The organism is Acidovorax sp. Root217 (genome assembly GCF_001428645.1).
GTDB lineage: Bacteria > Pseudomonadota > Gammaproteobacteria > Burkholderiales > Burkholderiaceae_C > Acidovorax.
Genome location: NZ_LMIH01000041.1, coordinates 226,165 through 245,291, shown reverse-complemented (window position 1 = coordinate 245,291; position 19,127 = coordinate 226,165). Strand labels below are relative to the sequence as shown.

18 protein-coding genes are annotated in these 19,127 nt (G+C 67.3%); 8 read left to right on the top strand and 10 right to left on the bottom strand.

The features are described 5' to 3' along the window. The first annotated feature begins 2 nt into the window (after window positions 1–2). The 4 genes from ASE31_RS27655 to ASE31_RS27640 all read left to right on the top strand — a co-directional run bounded on the left by ASE31_RS27655 (window position 3) and on the right by ASE31_RS27640 (window position 3,234). Window positions 3–512, top strand: a complete 510-nt coding sequence (locus tag ASE31_RS27655) for a TRAP transporter small permease (RefSeq protein WP_057205880.1) — start codon at window positions 3–5, stop codon at window positions 510–512. A gap of 15 nt (window positions 513–527) precedes the next feature. Then, window positions 528–1,835 (top strand): TRAP transporter large permease, encoded by a 1,308-nt coding sequence (locus ASE31_RS27650; RefSeq protein WP_057205878.1) that lies wholly within the window; start codon window positions 528–530, stop codon window positions 1,833–1,835. A 55-nt stretch (window positions 1,836–1,890) separates the two neighbouring features. Beyond that, entirely contained in the window at window positions 1,891–2,277 is a 387-nt protein-coding gene (gene crcB, locus ASE31_RS27645) for a fluoride efflux transporter CrcB (RefSeq protein WP_057205875.1), read from the top strand. A 93-nt stretch (window positions 2,278–2,370) separates the two neighbouring features. Then, window positions 2,371–3,234, top strand: coding sequence for a TIGR00730 family Rossman fold protein (locus ASE31_RS27640; protein WP_057205872.1), 864 nt, complete (start codon window positions 2,371–2,373; stop codon window positions 3,232–3,234). A 31-nt stretch (window positions 3,235–3,265) separates the two neighbouring features. On the opposite strand, the gene ASE31_RS27635 is transcribed toward ASE31_RS27640, so the two are convergent. The 9 genes from ASE31_RS27635 to ASE31_RS27595 form a co-directional block, all read right to left on the bottom strand. Then, window positions 3,266–4,348 carry a FecR domain-containing protein gene (locus tag ASE31_RS27635; protein ID WP_057205870.1) on the bottom strand — a complete coding sequence of 361 codons (1,083 nt, stop codon included), beginning with the start codon at window positions 4,346–4,348 and terminating at the stop codon, window positions 3,266–3,268. A 140-nt stretch (window positions 4,349–4,488) separates the two neighbouring features. Continuing rightward, a complete protein-coding gene (locus tag ASE31_RS27630; RefSeq protein WP_057205868.1) occupies window positions 4,489–5,829 on the bottom strand; it encodes a surface lipoprotein assembly modifier in 1,341 nt (446 codons plus the stop codon). Window positions 5,830–6,003: 174 nt separating this feature from the next. Further along, on the bottom strand, window positions 6,004–7,179 hold the full coding sequence (locus ASE31_RS27625; RefSeq protein ID WP_057205866.1) for an MFS transporter: 1,176 nt from the start codon (window positions 7,177–7,179) through the stop codon (window positions 6,004–6,006). Beyond that, window positions 7,176–8,960: a DNA recombination protein RmuC gene (gene rmuC / locus ASE31_RS27620; RefSeq protein WP_057205864.1), complete on the bottom strand. Its 1,785-nt coding sequence runs from the start codon at window positions 8,958–8,960 to the stop codon at window positions 7,176–7,178. The genes ASE31_RS27625 and rmuC overlap by 4 nt, the downstream gene beginning before the upstream one ends. Window positions 8,961–9,036: 76 nt before the next feature. After that, window positions 9,037–10,023, bottom strand: a complete 987-nt coding sequence (locus ASE31_RS27615) for a D-glycerate dehydrogenase (RefSeq protein ID WP_057205862.1) — start codon at window positions 10,021–10,023, stop codon at window positions 9,037–9,039. A gap of 18 nt (window positions 10,024–10,041) precedes the next feature. After that, on the bottom strand, window positions 10,042–11,451 hold the full coding sequence (locus ASE31_RS27610; protein ID WP_057205860.1) for a sodium:proton antiporter: 1,410 nt from the start codon (window positions 11,449–11,451) through the stop codon (window positions 10,042–10,044). A gap of 52 nt (window positions 11,452–11,503) precedes the next feature. Further along, entirely contained in the window at window positions 11,504–12,724 is a 1,221-nt protein-coding gene (gene pncB, locus ASE31_RS27605; protein WP_057205858.1) for a nicotinate phosphoribosyltransferase, read from the bottom strand. Between the two features lie 137 nt (window positions 12,725–12,861). After that, window positions 12,862–13,329 (bottom strand): thioesterase family protein, encoded by a 468-nt coding sequence (locus ASE31_RS27600; protein WP_057205856.1) that lies wholly within the window; start codon window positions 13,327–13,329, stop codon window positions 12,862–12,864. 2 nt (window positions 13,330–13,331) lie between these two features. Continuing rightward, the gene (locus ASE31_RS27595; RefSeq protein ID WP_057205854.1) at window positions 13,332–14,300 is read right to left on the bottom strand and encodes a histone deacetylase; all 969 of its coding nucleotides are present in this window, start codon (window positions 14,298–14,300) and stop codon (window positions 13,332–13,334) included. Window positions 14,301–14,500: 200 nt separating this feature from the next. Here ASE31_RS27595 and ASE31_RS27590 point away from each other — a divergent pair, with 200 nt between their 5' ends. The 3 genes from ASE31_RS27590 to ASE31_RS27580 all read left to right on the top strand — a co-directional run bounded on the left by ASE31_RS27590 (window position 14,501) and on the right by ASE31_RS27580 (window position 17,346). Then, window positions 14,501–15,049 carry a phasin family protein gene (locus tag ASE31_RS27590; protein ID WP_057205851.1) on the top strand — a complete coding sequence of 183 codons (549 nt, stop codon included), beginning with the start codon at window positions 14,501–14,503 and terminating at the stop codon, window positions 15,047–15,049. A gap of 349 nt (window positions 15,050–15,398) precedes the next feature. After that, window positions 15,399–16,451, top strand: coding sequence for an extracellular solute-binding protein (locus tag ASE31_RS27585; protein ID WP_057205850.1), 1,053 nt, complete (start codon window positions 15,399–15,401; stop codon window positions 16,449–16,451). A gap of 136 nt (window positions 16,452–16,587) precedes the next feature. Beyond that, window positions 16,588–17,346: a 3-hydroxyacyl-CoA dehydrogenase gene (locus ASE31_RS27580; RefSeq protein WP_057205848.1), complete on the top strand. Its 759-nt coding sequence runs from the start codon at window positions 16,588–16,590 to the stop codon at window positions 17,344–17,346. Between the two features lie 76 nt (window positions 17,347–17,422). Here the strand turns inward: ASE31_RS27580 and ASE31_RS27575 are convergent, their stop codons facing one another. Beyond that, the gene (locus ASE31_RS27575; RefSeq protein ID WP_057205846.1) at window positions 17,423–18,016 is read right to left on the bottom strand and encodes a GNAT family N-acetyltransferase; all 594 of its coding nucleotides are present in this window, start codon (window positions 18,014–18,016) and stop codon (window positions 17,423–17,425) included. Window positions 18,017–18,090: 74 nt separating this feature from the next. On the opposite strand from ASE31_RS27575, the gene ASE31_RS27570 reads away from it, so the two are divergent. Then, on the top strand, window positions 18,091–19,020 hold the full coding sequence (locus tag ASE31_RS27570) for a LysR family transcriptional regulator (RefSeq protein WP_057205844.1): 930 nt from the start codon (window positions 18,091–18,093) through the stop codon (window positions 19,018–19,020). Window positions 19,021–19,127: the final 107 nt, after the last annotated feature.

Here is a 19,127-nt window from a genome sequence, read left to right as displayed (position 1 = left end):
CCATGCGTCGTCTGCTTGATTTTCTGTACGACAGCGCCGCCGCACTGGCGGCGCTTTTCATGGTCGTCCTGCTCGGCATGGTGCTGCTGTCCATCGTCAGCCGCCAGCTCAGTTTCCACGTGCCGGGCACGGATGCCTACGCCGGCTACATGATGGCTGCCGCAGGCTTCCTGGCGCTGGCGCACACGCTCAAGCGCGGCGAGCATATCCGGGTGACCCTGCTGCTCAATGCGCTCAAGGGCAAGAGCAAGAAGGCTCTGGAGGTCTGGGCCCTGGCCGCTGCCTGCCTGCTGGCCGTGCTGTTTGCAGCCTACAGCTGCAAGCTCGCCTGGCAGTCATACGACTTCCACGACATCTCCACCAGCAGCGATGCCACTCCGCTGTGGATACCCCAGATCGCCATGGCGCTGGGCACCGTGATCCTGGCCATCGCCTTCATCGACGAACTGGTGCTGGAGCTCATGGGCAAGCGCAGCCAGGCATCCAGCAGCGAAATGCTGCGCAACGAATAACCCTGGTGCCAAGACATGAGTGATATTGCCATTACCGGCCTGCTGGTGTTGTCGCTGTTCCTGATACTGGGCAGCGGCGTGTGGATCGGCCTCACGCTGTCCGGTGTTGCGTGGATCGGCATGCAGTTGTTCTCGTCGCGCCCCGCAGGCGATGCGATGGCTGTGACCATCTGGGGGTCGGCATCGAGCTGGACGCTCACCGCCCTGCCGCTGTTCATCTGGATGGGAGAAATCCTGTTCCGCACCCGGCTCTCGCAGGACATGTTCAAGGGCCTGGCCCCCTGGGTGCAAGGCCTGCCCGGCCGCCTGCTGCACACCAACGTGGTCGGCTGCACCATCTTTGCCGCCGTGTCTGGCTCCAGCGCCGCTACCTGCGCCACCATCGGCAAGATGACGCTGCCCGAGCTCACGCGACGGGGCTACCCCGAGAAGATGGTCGTCGGCACACTGGCCGGTGCCAGCACTCTGGGGTTGCTGATCCCGCCATCGATCATCATGATCGTCTACGGCGTGTCGGCCGAGGTCTCGATCTCGCAGCTCTTCATCGCCGGAGTGCTCCCGGGCATTCTGCTGGCGGCGCTGTTCTCGGGCTACATCATGGTCTGGGCGCTGCGCAACCCCGACCAGGTTCCCGCCGCCGACACCAAGATGACCTTCATGGAGAAGCTCTCGGAGTCGCGCAGCCTGATCCCCGTGGTGCTGCTGATCGTGGCCGTACTGGGCTCCATCTACACCGGCTTTGCCACAGCCACCGAAGCCGCGGCCGTGGGCGTGGTCGGTTCGCTCATCCTGTCGACCCTGCAGGGTTCGATGAGCTGGGGCACCTTCAAGGAATCGCTGATGGGCGCCACGCGCCTGTACTGCATGATCGCGCTGATACTGGCGGGTGCTGCGTTCCTCACGCTGTCCATGGGCTACATCGGGCTGCCTCGGCACCTGGCCGAGTGGATCGCGTCCCTGGGGCTGAACCAGGCGCAGCTGATCTTCGCGCTGGCCGTGTTCTTCATCATCCTGGGCTGCTTCCTGGACGGCATCTCGATGGTGGTGCTGACCATGGGCGTGCTCATGCCCACGGTACAGGCTGCCGGCATCGACCCCATCTGGTTCGGCATCTTCATCGTGCTGGTGGTGGAGATGGCACAGATCACGCCCCCCGTGGGCTTCAACCTCTTCGTGCTCCAGGGCATGACGGGACGCGAACTGCCCTGGATCGCCAAGGTGGCAGCACCGATGTTCCTGCTAATGTGCGGCGCCGTGGCGCTGATCTACATCTTCCCGGGCATCGTCACCTGGCTGCCGCAGCAGATGGCGACGACGCGCTGAACGACGCGCAGCGGCAGCGGCACAGACGTGCCGCTGCCGCTGGTACATTGGCGCCATGCTGCCCATTCTTGCCATCTGTATCGGTGCCAGCCTGGGCGCGCTGGCCCGCTGGCGCCTGGGCCTGTGGCTCACCACAGGCACCTCCCTTCTGCCCTGGGGCACGCTGGCCGCCAACCTGGTGGGCGGCTACCTCATCGGCGTGGCCGTGGCGGTGCTCCAGGCCCTGCCGCAGCTTGATCCGGCATGGCGCCTGGCGCTGGTCACGGGCTTCCTGGGCGGGCTCACCACGTTCTCCAGCTTTTCGGCCGAGGTGGTGGCCATGCTGATGCAGCAGCGCTATCTGCTGGCACTGGGCACAACAGGCCTGCATGTCGCGGGCTCCCTGGCACTCACGGTGCTGGGCATCCAGAGCGCCACCTGGTTTCTGGCCCAGCGCGCCTGATCCGCCAGGTCTGCCTTGCAGGCGGGTCGGATTTCCTCACAAAAGAGCGACCCCGCACCGGAAACTGCCATGGAACCTCGGCACAATGGCCCCATGGACGCCAATACCCAACTCAACGAGAGCCGCCTGGCCGATGCCTGGGCCGAACTGCAGACCCATGCCTCCCAAGGCAATCCGCTGCATGCCGATGCCTACCGCCTGGCGTTCGCCGACCCCGAATTTTTGTTCCGCCGCGAGACGCGCGGCATCCGCTTCCAACTGGAGATGCTCAAGCCCGACCTGGGCCAGGCCGCACAGGGCATCGAGAGCACCGTGGTGGTCTATGGCAGCGCCCGCTTCGTTGCCCCCGATGAGGCGGCCGAACAGCTGACCGCAGCCGAGGCCAGCGGCGACGAGGCCCTCATTGCCAAGGCCCGGCAGGCCGTGCGCAATGCGCGCTACTACGACCTGGCGCGCCAGTTCGCCCGCCTGGTGGCCGAACACAGCGAACGCAATGCGCCGGCCGACCGCATCTACGTGTGCACCGGCGGCGGCCCCGGCATCATGGAGGCAGCCAACCGCGGCGCCCACGACGTGGGTGCGCTCAACGTGGGACTGAACATCGCCCTGCCCCACGAGCAAAGCGGCAACCGCTTCATCTCGCCCTCGCTGTGCTACAAGTTCCACTACTTCGCACTGCGCAAGATGCATTTCATGATGCGTGCCAAGGCGCTGGTGGCCTTCCCTGGCGGCTTCGGCACGCTGGACGAGCTGTTCGAGGTGCTGACCCTGGTGCAGACCGGCAAGGCCAAGCCCGTGCCCATCGTGCTCTTTGGCACCGACTACTGGAAGCGGCTGGTCAACTTCGACGTGCTGGTGGAAGAAGGCACGATCTCGAAGCAGGACCTGAAGCTCTTTCACTACACCGATGATCCCCAGGAAGCCTGGGACCTGATCAAGGCGTTCTACAAGATCTGACCTCCCCCTCTCACCACCGAAACGGTATCCATCAGCGTATCGGTGTCGGGGCGGGTGGAGCCGGAGGCAGCAGGATCACGCCGGGCGGCAGCACGAAGATGGGGATGGTGGTCGTCGGCGGTGGCGGCACCGGCCTGGGGGGCGTGGTCGTCGGGGGCGTGGTGGTTCCTGGCGTCGTGGTCCCTCCCGTGGCGGGCGGCGGCGTGGAGACCTGCGTAGTAGGCGGCGGCGGTGGCGGCACCACCTCGGGAGGTGGTATCGGAACCGGCACAGGCATGGGAGCAGGAACCGGCACGGGCACCGGTGCAGGGGGCGGCACTGGAACGGGGGCCGGTGGTGGTGCAGGAGTTGGTGGGGGTGGTGGCGGTAGTGGCACCACCGGATCGACCGGAGGTGGCACAATCGGCGGCGCTGGTGGTGGCGGAGGCACTGGCGGCGGCGGAATCACGAACACGCTGGTGCGGTGGCCATCGCCACCCAACTGATCGCCGGCCATCTGCGGCAGGGGCAGCGCGGGCAAGGGCAGCAGTGCGCGCGTGTTCGTGTACACCGGCAGCTTCTGGCTGGACAGCACCAGCACCGCCTCGCCGGCCTTCACGCCGACGCAACCAGCCTCGGTACAGACCTCGATTTCGTCCTGCTCGCCGGCCACCGTGAGCTGGCCCTGCGCATTGAAGCCCACCAGGAAGGCCGAGCCCCGAATGCCCACCACGGCCGTGGGCGTGATGACCTTGTAACTGCCCGGGTTGCGCTTGCCGATCAGGCCCGTGATCGCTCGCATGCCGCCGCGCAGCAAGGTCACCGCAAAGCCGTCCTGCGCCACGTCGCCACTGTCGGAATACCGGGTCACGGTGAACTGCGAGTCCGGGTACAGCGCCACCAGGCCGCCGTCGCTGAAGCGGATCTGGGCCCGCCCCGCACTGCCGGTGAGGAGCACATCGCCAGCGTCCACTTCGGCGCCCTTGGCCACGCCGCTGGTGGCATCGCCCCGGCGCAGGCTGACCTCGCCGGTGGCAAACTGCACCAGGCCGGCCGCAGCCAGGCCCGATGCCGGCCAGGCGGCCACCATGGCCATGAGCAGGGCGATACGGGACAGGCGAGGTTCGGTTTTCATGAAGCACCTCCTTTTTCTTTCTGCTTTACCCGACCCATGAAACTGGCGAGCCATAGGCCAGTGCCGCCGTGCAAGGGCCGCCCCGCCGCAGGGGCGGCGTCCCCCTGGGGGGAAGGCGCGAAGCGACTCAGGGGGGCCATCTAGAACTCGCGCCGAACGGTGACGGACCAGATGCGCCGCCGGTACTCCGACACGGGCAGCGTGGAATCGTTGTGCGTGCCGGTCCACTGCGGCGTGATGCGCCAGGCCGTGGTGGGAACCCATGACACCCCCAGCGAGGCATTCACCTGCCGGTCACGCCGCACCACAGCGAAGAACGGGTCGGCCGCGCCATAGCGGCGCCGCTCCCAGTCGAGGTTGGCGAACAGCGCCCAGTTGCGGGCCAGCGCCAGTTGTCCACCCGCACGCAGGCCCACCAGCCGGTGGCCCAGGTAGTCCACGCCGGCCGCGTCGGGCTCCTCGCGCCCGCCGTGCACGCCCGCATAGGCCACGCTGCCTTCGCGGAACACGTGGGCATACGTGGTACCCAGCACCGTACGCTGCACGTCGCGCAGCGGCTGCGTGGGGTAGTGCAGGCGCGCCGACTGCACAAAACTGCCCCACTGGCGAAAGCCATCGAGCCGGTAGATCCACTCGCCCAGCACCCCGCCGATGCTGCGCAGCCGCGTGCCATCCAGCGCATAGTAGGCGCCCTGCCCCTGCACGATCAATTCGTGGCGTTCCGAGCGCCAGGACACACCGGCGCTGGCATCGAACTGGTCGGAATCGAATGCGCCAGCCCCGCCCTCGTTGCGGCGTGGCGTACCCGCCGCCGCGCCGACCAGGGACCAGCGCGCGTCCATCACGTAGCGCCCGCGCACCGCCACCAGCGCCGCCAGGAAATCGGTCGACCGCGCCAGGGCCGAAGGCGCCAGCGTCCATGCCGGCGTGCCCGGCACCGGGGACGGGAGCAGCATCGATGCCGGCCCGGCGTTCACGTTCGAATCGTGGCCCAGCGCCAGCTCGGCATAGCCCTTGAGGCTGGAGCCGCCATCGCTTGCGGCCCGGTCGTAAGAGACCAGGAACTGGTCAATGCTGAGTGCGGCATCCACCGGGATGCCCTGTGCCCGGGCCAGGTCGGACAGGGCCAGCGCGCCGCGCTGGTCCCCCACGGCATACAGGGCGCGGGCCAGTGCCACCTGCGCGGCCATGTTGTCCGGCTGTGCGGCCACCACGCGCTCCCAGGCCATCACGGCGCGGCTGTACTGGCCTGCGGCATGGGCGGCGCTGCCCATGGCGGCGTCGAAGGCGGGGTCGCCCGCGCGGGCCGCTTCCTGGGCATCGAGCAGGTCAAAGGCCTCGCGGGCAGACCCACGTTGCACCAGGGCTGACGCCTGGTCGATCAGCGCGTCGGCCTGCGCCGCCACCACGGGCGCCAGCCACAGCAGGGATGAGAGGGCCAGCGGCCCTGCGCCACAGCGGGCGAGACGAAAAACACCCATGGGAAGTCTCCTCATGCGGGTTGGGCGTCTTGCCCCGAGAGAGCCGCAAGGCCACCAAGCCGGCACCCCAAAGCCGGGCCGGCCATGCAGCTTTTTGCAAACGATGTGAGCAGACGCTACCGAAATCTACTCCGATTTCAGCAGCAGAGGCGTTTTTTTACAAAAGGGCCGCCATCAGTGCACGGCCTGCGGCTTGCCCATGTTCCAGGCCAGGCGCGCACCGGCCCCCACGGCGGCGCCTACCACCCAGAACACCCCGCCCACGCCGATCACGGCACCGGCGGTGCCGAACAGCATGGGCATGAGCACGCTCGATGCGTTGATGGCCATCAGGCGCAAGCCCAGCGCCTCGCCATGGCGGTGGGAGGGCGTGATCTGGTGCAGCAGGCTCATCACCATGGGCTGCACCGAACCCAGCGCAAAGCCCAGCAGCACCGAGCACACGCCCATGGTGAGCGCGGTGGGCATCACCGGGTAAACCGCAAACAGCGCCGCCGTGGCGACCATGGCCGCGGCCACCACCACGCGCTCGCGCAGGTGCTCGGCCACCAGGGGCATCAGCACGCGGATGACCGCAGCGGCAATCGCAAACGCCCCCAGGATGGAGCCAATGACCGATGCCGACAGCCCGCGCTCATGCCCGATCAGCGGCACCACGAAGGTGTGCACATCCCAGCACGAGGAGAGGATCCAGTTGACGATGAGCAGGCGCCGGAACGGCACCTCGTTCATCAGGTCCCAGGCGCGCTGGGGCGGACCGCCGGCCGCAGCGATCACCGGGGGCAGCTCCACCGTGTCGCGCACCCAGAACCAGGTGGCCAGCGGCAGCAGCGCCATGAGCGCGAACGCAGCGCGGTAGCCCTGGGTGTCGCCGGCGATGACGCCGGCATGGTCGATCATGAGCCCGGCGCAGAACGGCCCGATGAAGTTGGACACCGCCGGCCCGATGGCCAGCCAGCTGAACACCTGCTTTAGCGCCGTGGCATCGTGCGCGGCGCGCCCCACATGGCGCTGCAGCGCAATGGTGGCCGCGCCCGTGGCGCCCCCCGTGGCCAGCGCCGCCAGGCACAGCACAGGGAACACCGGGAACACCAGCGCGGCGGCAGCGCCTGCGGTGGCCACGGCCACCGCATAGCCCACCGGGCGCTTGAGGCCATGGCGGTCGGCATAGCGCCCGGCGGGCAAGGCCAGGAACACCTGGGTGAGCGCGAACAGCGCCAGCAGCACCCCCACGGCGGCGGCGCTGTAGCCTTCGCGCAGGGCCAGCAGGGGGGCGGCCAGGCGCATGCCCGCCATGCAGGCGTGCACGCAGATCTGGCCGGCGATCAGGCGGGCCAGGGCCGCGTTCACAGCAGCTCGTCCTGCGCGTCGGCGGCCGACATCGGGGGCCGCAGCTTGGGCACGGCGCCGGCCACGTCGGGTGCGGGCAGGTCCTGCACGTCGCGCAGGCGCTTCTGGATGGCGCGGGTGCGCACGCCGACTTCTTCAAAGCGCTTGGCGGCCGAGTCGATGGACTTCTTGGTGGCCTCGACCACGTCGCCGAACTTGGCGAACTCGGTCTTGACCATGCCCAGCAGGCTCCAGACCTCGGACGAGCGCTTTTCGATGGCCAGGGTCTTGAAGCCCATCTGCAGGCTGTTGAGCATGGCCGCCAGGTTGGCGGGGCCGGTGATCATCACGCGGCAGTCGTTCTGCAGCGCCTCCACCAGGCCGGGGCGGCGGATCACCTCTGCGAACAGGCCCTCGGTCGGCAGGTAGAGCACGGCGAAATCAGTGGTATGCGGGGGCGAGACGTACTTGGCAAAGATCTTCTTCGCCTCAAGCTTGATCGAGGTCTCGAAGGCGTTGCCGGTCGAGGCGATGAGCCCCTTGTCCGCCGCGTCCTGCGCGTCCATGAGGCGCTGGTATTGTTCCACCGGGTACTTGGAGTCGATGGGCAGCCACACGGGGTGCTCGTCGCTCTTGCCCGGCAGGCGGATGGCGAATTCCACCAGGTCGTCGCTGCCTGGCACGGTCTTCACGTTGCGCGCGAACTGGTCGGGCGTGAGCACGTTCTCGATGATGGCGCCGAGCTGCATTTCGCCCCAGGTACCGCGCGACTTCACGTTGGTCATCACGCGCTTCAGGTCGCCCACACTGCCGGCCAGGGTCTGCATCTCGCCCAGGCCCTTGTGCACCTGCTCCAGGCGGTCGCTCACCAGCTTGAAGGACTCGCCCAGGCGCTGCTCCAGCGTGGCGTGCAGTTTTTCGTCCACCGTGCGGCGCATCTCTTCGAGCTTGGTGGAGTTGTCGGCCTGGATGGCGGCCAGGCGCTCGTTGAGCGCATTGCGCAGCTGCTCGGCATTGGTCTGGCTGCCTTGCAGCATGCCCGTGAGCTGCTGCGAGACGGCGTCCTGCAGCACCGAGAACTGGTGGCGGATCTGGTTGCCGTTGGCTTCGAGCTGGTCCTTGAGCGCGCCGGACATGGTGCCCAGCTGGCTCTGGATGTCGCCCTTGAGCGAGTCGAGCGTGGTGCGCGTGGCCAGGGTCAGCGCCTCGAAGCGCTCCTGGATGCGTTTTTCGAACAGCACCCCGCTCTCGGCCATGGCCTCGCGCGACTTGACGCTCTCGGCCGCCAGCCCCGCCGTGGTGGTGGTGAGCTCGGTGCGAAAACCCGTCAGAGTGTCCGACAGCTCCTTGCGCGCCACGGCCGAATCGGCCTGGCCCTGCGCCAGGTTGGCCAGCAGGGCCTTGCTGCTTTCCTCCAGCCGGCCCGCCACGGACTGCTGCAGCCCGTCGAAGCGCTTGGCCAGTTGTCCCTCGAACACGCCGAATGCCGCCAGCAGCTCGGCCCGGCCATTGCGCGACTCGGTCACGGCCTGGGCCAGGCGCTCGTCCACCGCGTGGCGCACGGTTTCGAGCGTGGCCTGCGTGGTCTGCGTGAAGCCGCGCATCTGCTGGGCCAGGGCTTCCATGGCCCCATCGTTGCGGGCCACGGCCAGTTGCGTGGCCTGGGCCGTCTGCTCCAGCGCCTGCAGGCGGGCGGCCAGCTCGGGCGGCAGATCGATGCGCGGGCGGCGCAGCAGCACGAGCACCAGCAGCAACAGGACAAGGGCCAGCGCGGCCAGCAGGATGAGGGTGTCGGTAGTCAAAAAAGAAGCCTGGCTAGGAGATTGCGCACCGATGCGGTGCGCGGTGGCAGGCGGCTATTGTGTATGCAAAAACGGATCAGCGTGCGCGTGGCACAGGGGTGTTGACAGGGGTCAGCGGTGCCCCAGCTTCGAAGAAGGCGATCAGGTTGTCCGCCGCCAGATTGGCCATGGCACGGCGCGTGGGCACGGTGGCGCTGGCGATGTGCGGGGTGAGCACCACGTTGGGCACGGTGAGCAGATCGGGGTGCACGCCGGGCTCACCCTCGAAGACGTCGAGCCCCGCCGCCGCGATGCGCTGCTCGCGCAGGGCCACGGCCAGGGCCGCGTCGTCGACGATGCCGCCGCGCGCAATGTTGATCAGCGTGGCCGTGGGCTTCATCAGCGCCAGCTCGGCCGCGCCGATGGTGTGGTGCGATGCCGGCGTGTAGGGCACCACCAGCACCACGTGGTCGGCCGTGCGCAGCAGCTCTTCCTTGCCCAAGTAGCGGGCCCTGCATTCGGCCTCGAGTTCATCCGACAGGCGCGATCGGTTGTGGTAGACCACGTTCATGCCAAAGCCGTGCGCGCCCCGGCGCGCAATGCCCTGGCCGATGCGGCCCATGCCGATGATGCCGAGCGTGCTGCCGTGGATGTCCGAGCCCGAGAACATGTCGTAGCTCCACTTGGTCCACTGCCCGGCGCGCAGGTAGTGCTCGCTCTCGGTCATGCGGCGCGCGGTTGCCATCAAGAGCGCAAAGCCGAAGTCGGCCGTGGTCTCGGTCAGCACGTCGGGCGTGTTGGTGCCCTGCACGCCTGCGGCGGTCATGGCGTCCACGTCGAAGTTGTTGTAGCCCACGGCCATGTTGGCCACGATGCGCAGGCGCGGCGTGGCCGCCAGCAGTCCCGCGTCGATGCGCTGGCTGCCGGTGGTGAAGGCGCCGTCCTTGTCGGCCAGGCGCTGGGCCAGCTCGGCCGGGGTCCAGATCACGTCCTCGGGATTGTCCTGCACCTCGAAGTGCTGGCGCAGGCGCTCGACGATGTCGGGGAAGATCGCGCGGGCGACCAGGATGCGGGGCTTGCTCATGAAAGTTCGATCTCCAGATCAGCGAAACCAGATGAAGGTCATCAGAATGAACAGCGGCACCAGAATGCCGCCCGACCACAGCATGTAGCCGAAGAAGCTGGGCATCTTCACGCCCCGGTCTTCGGCAATCGCCTTGACCATCATGTTGGGCGCATTGCCGATGTAGGTGTTGGCACCCATGAACACCGCCCCTGCCGAGATGGCGGCCAGCGTGGGTGCCAGCGTGGTCATGAGCACGGCCGGGTCGCCCCCGGCGGTGTTGAAGAACACCAGGTAGGTGGGCGCGTTGTCCAAAAAGGAGCTGAGCGCCCCCGCAGCCCAGAAGTACATGGCCGGGTCGGGCGAGCCGTCGGCCCGCGTGACAGCCGAGACGATGGCACCGAACGGGCCGTTGACGCCGGCCTTGAGCATGGCGATCACCGGGATGATGGTCAGGAAGATGCCCGCGAACAGCTTGGCCACCTCCTGCATCGGGCCCCAGCCGAACTGGTTGTCCGCATGTACCTGGGCGGGGGTGAGCTTGAACGATACCAGCGCCACGACGATCAGGCCGACATCGCGCATCAGCCCGGGCAGGCCGACCTCGGCGCCAGCTATGGTCCAGGACACCGACGACTTCCAGAAGCCGCTCGCCAGCACCAGCGCCACCACCACGCCGAGCAGCACGAAGTTGAGCTTGCCGTCGAATCCGATGGCCCGGCTGTCGGGCGTGGGGTCCACCGGCAACGTCTCTTCGCGCCGGTGGTAGTACCAGGAGTCCAGGGCGTAGAAGATGGCCAGCAGCGCGCCCACCAGGAACAGGGTCTCCGGGAAGATGTGGCTGACCGTCCAGAAGAAGTCCACGCCCTTGAGGAAGCCCAGGAACAGCGGCGGGTCCCCCAGCGGCGTGAGCGATCCGCCCGCGTTGGAAACGATGAAGATGAAGAACACCACCACATGCGCCACGTGCTTGCGGTTGTCGTTGGCGCGGATCAGCGGGCGGATCAGCAGCATCGATGCGCCCGTGGTGCCCATGAAGCTGGCCAGGACCGCGCCGATCGCCAGGATGGCGGTGTTCAGCCCCGGGCTGCCATGCAGGTTGCCACGGATGTAGATGCCGCCGGACACCGTGTACAGCGCCGTCAGCAGGATCACGAACGGGATGTACTCGGCCACCAGCGCATGCACCAGGCTGATGCCTGCGGCCGGGGCACCGAACATCACGGCAAACGGCGCCAGAAAGGCCAGGCCCCAGGCAGCCGCCACCTTGCCGAAGTGGTGGTGCCAGAAACTGGGCACCAGCAAAGGCATGAGGGCGATGGACAGCAGCAGGCCGGCAAACGGAACACCCCACAGCACGGACAAGGCGCTGCCATCGATGTCCGCCGCCATGGCCATGCCCGGCAGCGCGGCAAGGCCCGCAAGGGCCAGCCAGCGTGAAATCTTCATACGCATAACTCCATCAACTCAAAAATCGGGGTGCGCCGCTGGCGCAGAGCGGTCAGGCGCTGGCGGGAATGTCGAACACCTGGCGCAGGTAGGCCAGGTACTTCTCGTCGTCGCACATGCCCTTGCCGGGGGTGTCCGACAGCTTGGCCACGGGCTGGCCGTTGCACTGCGTCATCTTGATCACCACCTGCAGCGGCTCGTGCTCGGGCGGGCTGCCCAGGTCGTTGGTCAGGTTGGTGCCGATGCCGAAGGCCAGCTGGCAGCGGCCACGGAACTGCTGGTACAGCTCGATGGTGCGCGGCACGGTGAGGGCGTCGCTGAAGATCAGCGTCTTGGTCAGCGGGTCCACACGGTTCTTGCGGTAGTGGTCCAAGAGGCGCTCGCCCCAGGCGAACGGGTCGCCGCTGTCGTGGCGTGCGCCATCGAACAGCTTGCAGAAATACAGGTCGAAGTCGCGCAGGAAGGCGCTCATGCCGTACACGTCGGACAGGGCGATGCCCAGGTCGCCCCGGTACTCCTTGGCCCACACCTCGAAGCCGAAGACCTGGCTGTCGCGCAAGCGTGGGCCCAGCGCCTGGCAGGCCTGCAGGTACTCATGCGCCATGGTGCCCAGCGGCGTCACGCCCAGCTTCATCGCATACAGCACATTGCTGGTGCCGGCGAACTGGCCGGGCCCCACGGGCGCGCCGGGCCGGCGGTCGCCCGTGCCCAGGCGCGCGCACAGCACGCGCAGCACTTCCTCGTGCCAGGCGCGGCTGAAACGCCGGCGCGTGCCGTAATCGGCGATCTTGAGCTCCGACAGGCCATCGGCCTGCAGTTGGGCGATCTTGGTGTCCAGCCGGCGGCGGCCCTCGGGGAAATTGGGCACCTTCTGCGTGTTGCGAAAGTAGACCTCGTTGACGATGGCCAGCACCGGGATCTCGAACAGGATGGTGTGCAGCCAGGGCCCGCGGATGGTGATCTCGATCTCGCCGTTGTGCTGCGGCGTGATGGTGATGTACTTCTCATTCAGGCGGAACAGCCCGAGAAAGTCCACGAAGTCGCTCTTGATGAAGCGCATGGAGCGCAGGTAGGCCAGCTCGGCGTCCTGGAAATGCAGGCTGCACAGCGAGCGGATCTCGTCGCGGATCTCGTTGGCGTACGGCGCCAGCTGCACGCCGGGGTTGCGGCACTTGAAGCGGTACTCGACCTGCGCCCCGGGGAATTGGTGCAGCACCACCTGCATCATCGTGAACTTGTACAGGTCGGTGTCGAGCAGGCTGGTGATGATCATTGTCGAAGCGGGCCGCGGCAGATGGCCCAAGGAGCGCCGCCAGTCAGGGGCAGCAAAGCCGCAAAGTGTAGGCCATCGGGCGCCTTGCTGCAGAGCATGTCCGCCCGGGGTTTGCGCCTATGGACGGACGGCCTGGATCAGCCAGCCACCTGCAGTGCCTGCAATACCTGGCGCAGCGCTTGGGGCACCGGCACCGGGCGGCGCGTTGCGCGGTCCACATACACGTGGATGAAGTGCCCGGCCGCAGCGCAGAGCGGCTCGCCTTCGGCGAACAGCCCCACCTCGTAGCGCACGCTGGAGCCCCCCAGCCGCGCCACGCGGATGCCGGCCTCCACCATCTGCGGGAAGGCCAGCGGCGCGAAGTAGTTGCACTGCGTCTCGATCACCAGGCCGATGGTGGTGCCGGCGTGGATGTCGAGCACGCCCTGCTCGATCAGGTGCGCGTTCACGGCCGTGTCGAACCAGCTGTAGTACACGACGTTGTTCACGTGGCCATAGACATCGTTGTCGGCCCAGCGGGTGCTGATGGAGCGGAAGGCGCGGTAGGCGCTGCGCGGCTGCGGGGCTGGCCGCGCGGAGGCTGCGCAAGAAGCGGTATCGGTCATGGTCAAACAGAGGGTTGCAAGAAATTCTGCCAGCGCTGCTGGTACTGGTGGGCCACGCGCCAGGTGGTGAGCTGGGCCTGCACGGTGTCGGCAATGTCCGTGCCGTAACCGCCGCCCATGGCAAAGGCCACGGGCACGCGCCGCTGCCAGGCCCAGTCGAACACGCGCCGGTCACGCGCCTCCAGCCCGTCGTGGCTGATGTGCAGGCGCCCCAGGCGGTCGCCCACATGCGGGTCGGCCCCGGCCAGGTAGAGCACCAGGCCGGGAGCGAAGCGCTGGTCCAGCGTGTCGAGCGCCTGCTCCAGGGCCTGCAGGTAGTCGTCGTCGCCACAGCCGTCGGGCAGCTCCACGTCCAGGTCGCCCGCTTCCTTGCGGAACGGGAAGTTGCGCGCGCCGTGCAGCGAGAGGGTGAACACCGAGTCGTCGCCCTGGAAGATGCGCGCCGTGCCGTTGCCCTGGTGCACATCGAGGTCGATCACGGCCACCCGCAGCGGCAGCGGGTTGGCGCCCATGGCCGAGGCGGCGCGCGCATGCTCGTCCTGCATCAGCCGCGCGGCCACGGCCATGTCGTTGAACACGCAAAAGCCGCTGCCCTTGTCGGCATAGGCGTGGTGCGTGCCGCCAGCCAGATTGCCCGCGATGCCGCCCCCCTCGCCAGCCGCCATGGCCACGCGGCAGGCCGCGATGGTGGCGCCCACCGAGCGGCGCGCGCGCTCGGCCATGGCCGGGCTCCACGGAAAGCCGATCTCGCGCTGCGCGGGCGCCGGCAAGGTGCCGGTGGCGATGGCGTCGATATAGCCCGGCGTGTGGGCCAGGGCCAGCTCGCTGTCGGTCGCGGGCGGCGCCACCTGCAGCGCCACGCCCGGCAGGTGCGCAGCCACGGCGTCGCGCAACAGGCGGTACTTGGCCATGGGAAAACGGTGCCCCTCGGGCAGCGGCAGCACAAATTGGTCTGCGTAATAGGCATGCATGACGCCATTGTGGCAACGGCAGCGCTGTTGGGGTGTCACCTCTAAATTGCTGCAGCGCAACAAAAAGCACTTGCAATCATCCACCAAGTCCCTAAAATTCAACCCATGCTGCACTGCAACATGACTCACCAGGTCAACGACAGCGCAGATTGTCTGTAAACCACCTCGGCCCCCCGGGCCTTACTTTTAGGAGATATGACATGTCGCTGACCGCTGAACAAATTCTGGCATCCCACAAGGCCAACATCGAAACCCTGTTTGGTCTGACCACCAAGGCTTTCGAAGGCGTCGAAAAGCTGGTCGAGCTGAACGTGACCGCTTCGCGCGCTGCCCTGTCGGAAGCCTCCACCCACACCCAGGCTTTCCTGGGCGTGAAGGACGCACAAGAACTGCTGGCCCTGCAAGCCGGCCTGTTCCAGCCCCTGGCTGAAAAGACCGCTGCCTACAGCCGTCACCTGTACGACATCTCTTCGGGCACCGCAGCCGAATTCGGCAAGGCTATCGAATCGCAAGCTGCTGACGCTCAAAAGAGCTTCACCAACCTGGTCGACAGCGCTGCCAAGAACGCCCCAGCCGGTTCCGAAACCGCCGTGGCCGTGATGAAGAGCGCCGTCTCTGCTGCCAACAACGCGTTTGAATCGGTGCAAAAGGCCGTCAAGCAAGCGTCGGACGTGGCCGAAGCCAACTTCAACGCCGTGGCCAGCACCGCTGCCAACGCCGCCAAGACCGCTGCTCCCCGCAAGCGCTAAGCCATCTACTGCGTCTGGAGTGCAGACTCTAGGCGCAACGCAGGGATTACCCTGATAATTCAACCCATGGCCCGGAACGCAGTTCGGGGCCCCCAGTTGTCTCCTTGGATCCTCTCGAAACCCCCGTTTCCTGGATCCAATTCAAAGCCCGGTTACCCCCGGGCTTTTTTTTGTCCGGTTTGCTCCTCATTTAATAGCATTCAGGCGGCCTGCGATTTCGCTTGCCATGGATGGATCCACGCCCTTGGAGCACGGCATCAAATCCATCCCTCCCCCCTTGGTTTTTATTAAGAATAATTCGCGTTTGTTTTATCATCGCACCGTCGTTACACCTCGAAAGATGCATTCCATGTCGAAGACCGTGAAAGCCCTGCTGACCGCCTGCGCACTGGCCGCAGCCGCTGGCGCCGTATCTGCCCAGGAGCAGGTGGTGAACCTGTACTCGGCGCGCCACTACTCCACGGACGAAGCGCTGTACACCGGCTTCACCAAGGCCACGGGCATCAAGATCAACCGCGTGGACGCGGACGATGCCGGCATCCTGGCGCGCCTGAAGGCCGAGGGCACCGCCTCCCCCGCCGACGTGATCCTGCTGGTGGACGCAGCGCGCCTGTACAAGGGCGAGGTCGATGGCCTGTTCCAGCCCATCCAGTCCAAGGTGCTGAGCGACGCCATCCCCGCCAACCTGCGCAGCATGCCTGCGGCCGATGGCGGCATTGCCTGGTTCGGCCTGTCCACCCGCGCCCGCGTGATCGTCTACAACAAGGTCAAGGTGCAAAAGGAAGATGTGGACACCTACGAGGAACTGGGCGACCCCAAGAACAAGGGCAAGCTGTGCATCCGCTCGGGCTCGCACCCCTACAACCTGAGCCTGTTCGGCGCCGTGACCGAGCACATGGGCGAGCAAAAGGCCGAGGCCTGGCTCAAGGGCATGGTGGGCAACCTGGCCCGCGCCCCCAAGGGTGGCGACACCGACCAGATCAAGGCCGTGGCATCGGGTGAATGCGATATCGCCGTCACCAACAGCTACTACCTGGCGCGCATGATGCGCTCGGGCAAGCCCGAAGACGTGGCCGTGGTCAACAAGGTGGGCGTGGTGTTCCCCAACCAGCAATCGTGGGGCACGCACCTGAACATCGCCGGCGGCGCCGTGGCCAAGAACGCCAAGAACCGCGACAACGCCATCAAGTTCCTCGAGTACCTGGCCAGCGCCGAAGCGCAGAACTACTTTGCCAACGGCAACAACGAGTGGCCCGCCGCCAAGGGCCTGCACATCGACAACCCGGCGCTCAAGGCCATGACGGGCAATGCGCCCTTCAAGAGCGAGACCATCCCGATCAGCGCCGTAGGCGCCAATGTGACCAAGGTGCAGCAGATGCTGGACCGCGTGGGCTTCCAATAAGCCCACCACCCTGCCCCGGCCCCGGCCGGCGGCACCCCGATCAAGCCCGGCAGCGCCCGGGCTTTTTTGCGCCCGCATGGAGCTGGGCCATAATTGACGTTTACGTTAACGTCACTTACTTTTCAGGAGACAGCACATGGACATCAAGGGCAAGGTATTCATCGTGACCGGCGGCGCATCGGGCCTGGGCGAAGGCACGGCGCGCATGCTGGCCGCCCAGGGCGGCACCGTGGTCATTGCCGACATGCAGGCCGACAAGGGCGAAGCCGTGGCCAAGGACATCGGCGGCGCCTTCGTGAAGTGCGACGTGAGCAACGAGGCCGACGGCCAGGCCGTGGTGGCCAAGGCCGTGTCACTGGGCAAGCTGGCCGGCCTGGTGAACTGCGCCGGCATCGCCCCCGCGGAAAAGACCGTGGGCAAGAACGGCGCGCACGCGCTGGCCGTGTTCAGCAAGACCATCACGGTGAACCTGATCGGCAGCTTCAACATGATCCGCCTGGCCGCCGAAGCCATGAGCAAGAACGAGCCCGAAGCCACCGGCGAGCGCGGCGTGCTGATCTCCACTGCCAGCGTCGCCGCGTACGACGGCCAGATCGGCCAGGCCGCCTACGCCGCATCCAAGGGCGGCGTGGTCGGCATGACCCTGCCCATCGCTCGCGACCTCGCGCGCAACGGCATCCGCAACATGACCATCGCCCCCGGCATCTTCGGCACCCCCATGCTGTTCGGCATGCCCCAGGAAGTGCAGGACGCACTGGCCGCCGGCGTGCCCTTCCCCAGCCGCCTGGGTACCCCGCAGGACTATTCCAAGCTGGTCAAGCACATCCTCGAAAATGACATGCTCAACGGCGAAGTGATCCGCCTGGACGGCGCGATCCGCCTCGCACCGAAGTAAGCGCCCTGAAGCAACCGACAACGCCCTGGCCTGTGCCGGGGCGTTGTCGTTTACGGAGCCTGCCCAGGCGCCACCGTCACGCACCGTCCGCAGCCACCGTCGCGGGCAATGCGCCGTCACCCACGCCCAGGGGCCGCTGCATCAGCACCGTATCGAGCCACTGCCCGTGCTTGAACCCCACCGACCGCAGGGCCCCGATGCGCGCAAAACCCATGCGCGCATGCAGCGCGATGGAGCCCGCATTGCCATCGCCCTGCCCTATGGTTGCCAGCATCTGGCGCCAGGGCCCGGCCTCGCAGCGCGCGATGATCGCGGCCAGCAGCGCGGCGCCAAGGCCCTGCCCCGCCATGCCCTGCGCCACATAGACCGAGTCCTCCACCGTGTGGCGGTAGGCCGAGCGCGGGCGGTACAGCGTGGCATAGGCATAGCCGGCCACCACGCCATCAAGCTCGGCCACCAGGTAGGGCAGGCCCGCGGTGCGCACAGCGGCAAGGCGTGCGCGCAGCTCGTCCACGCCGGGTGGCACCTCCTCGAACGAGGCCAGGCCATGGAGCACGTGGTGGGCATATATCGCCTGGATGGCGGGCAGATCGGCGTCGGCGGCATCGCGCACGTGCGGCGCCGCGAAAGAGGAGGAAAGGGGCGAAGTAAGCGCAGAAGAAGAATGCATGGCGCCAGTGTGGCGCGCCACAGCCCATAAAAGAAGCTTTCACACCTTATGCAAAGTATGAGAAATTCTTTGGCATGGAACGCATCAACCTCGACCAACTGCACGGCTTTGCCACCGCCATCGAACTGGGCAGCTTTTCGGCCGCCGCCCAGCGGCTGGACCTGACCCAACCCGCCGTGAGCCTGCAGGTGCGCCAGCTCGAAAAGCGCTTGGGCACGCCGCTGGTGGAGCGCGTTGGGCGCGTGCTGCGCCCCACTGCGGCGGGCGCGGAGTTGATGGTGCACGTGGCCCGCATCGATGCTGCCGTGGCCGACGCTCTGGCCGCCGTGGCCCACCACGCCAGCGGCACCACAGGCCGCGTGCGCCTGGGCACCGGCGCCACGGCCTGCATCTTCTTGCTGCCGCCGGTGCTGGGCGCGCTGCGCCAGCGCTTTGCGGGCCTGGAGATCACCGTGCGCACTGGCAACACCACCGACATCGTGCAGGCCGTGGAAGACAACACGCTGGACCTGGGCCTGGTGACCCTGCCCGCCAGTGGGCGGATGCTCGACGTGACGCCCGTGCTGCAGGACGCCTTCGTCGCCATCGCGCCCAAGGGCACCGCCCTGCCCAGGAAGGTGACCGCCGCCGACCTGGCCCGCCACCCCGTGCTGCTGTTCGAGCCCGGCGGCCAGACGCGCCGTATTGCCGACGCCTGGTTCGCCAAGGCAGGCGTGGCCCTGCAGCCCGCCATGTCGCTGGGCAGCGTGGAAGCGATCAAGGAGCTGGTGGCCGCCGGCCTGGGCTGCGCCGTGCTGCCCGGCATGGCCGTGCAGGGCAGCCATGGCAACGCCGTGGAGGTGCGCCCGCTGTCACCACCCCTGGCCCGAACCCTGGCCGTGGTGGTGCGCAAGGACAAGCGGCTGCACCGGGGGTTGAGGGAGACGGTGGCGGCCTTGCAGGCGCTGGGGTCGCCCCGCACCGCGCACAAGCGCTCCCAGGCCACGAAACTGCTGCAGTCCTAGCAGGCTGAAGAAATACCTCCCGACCGGCGTTTCCCAGAAATCTTCGACCTCGTAGAACGCGCTACAAGCGACTTTTCTGACGCTGGCAAGGGGTAAGGCACCCTCGA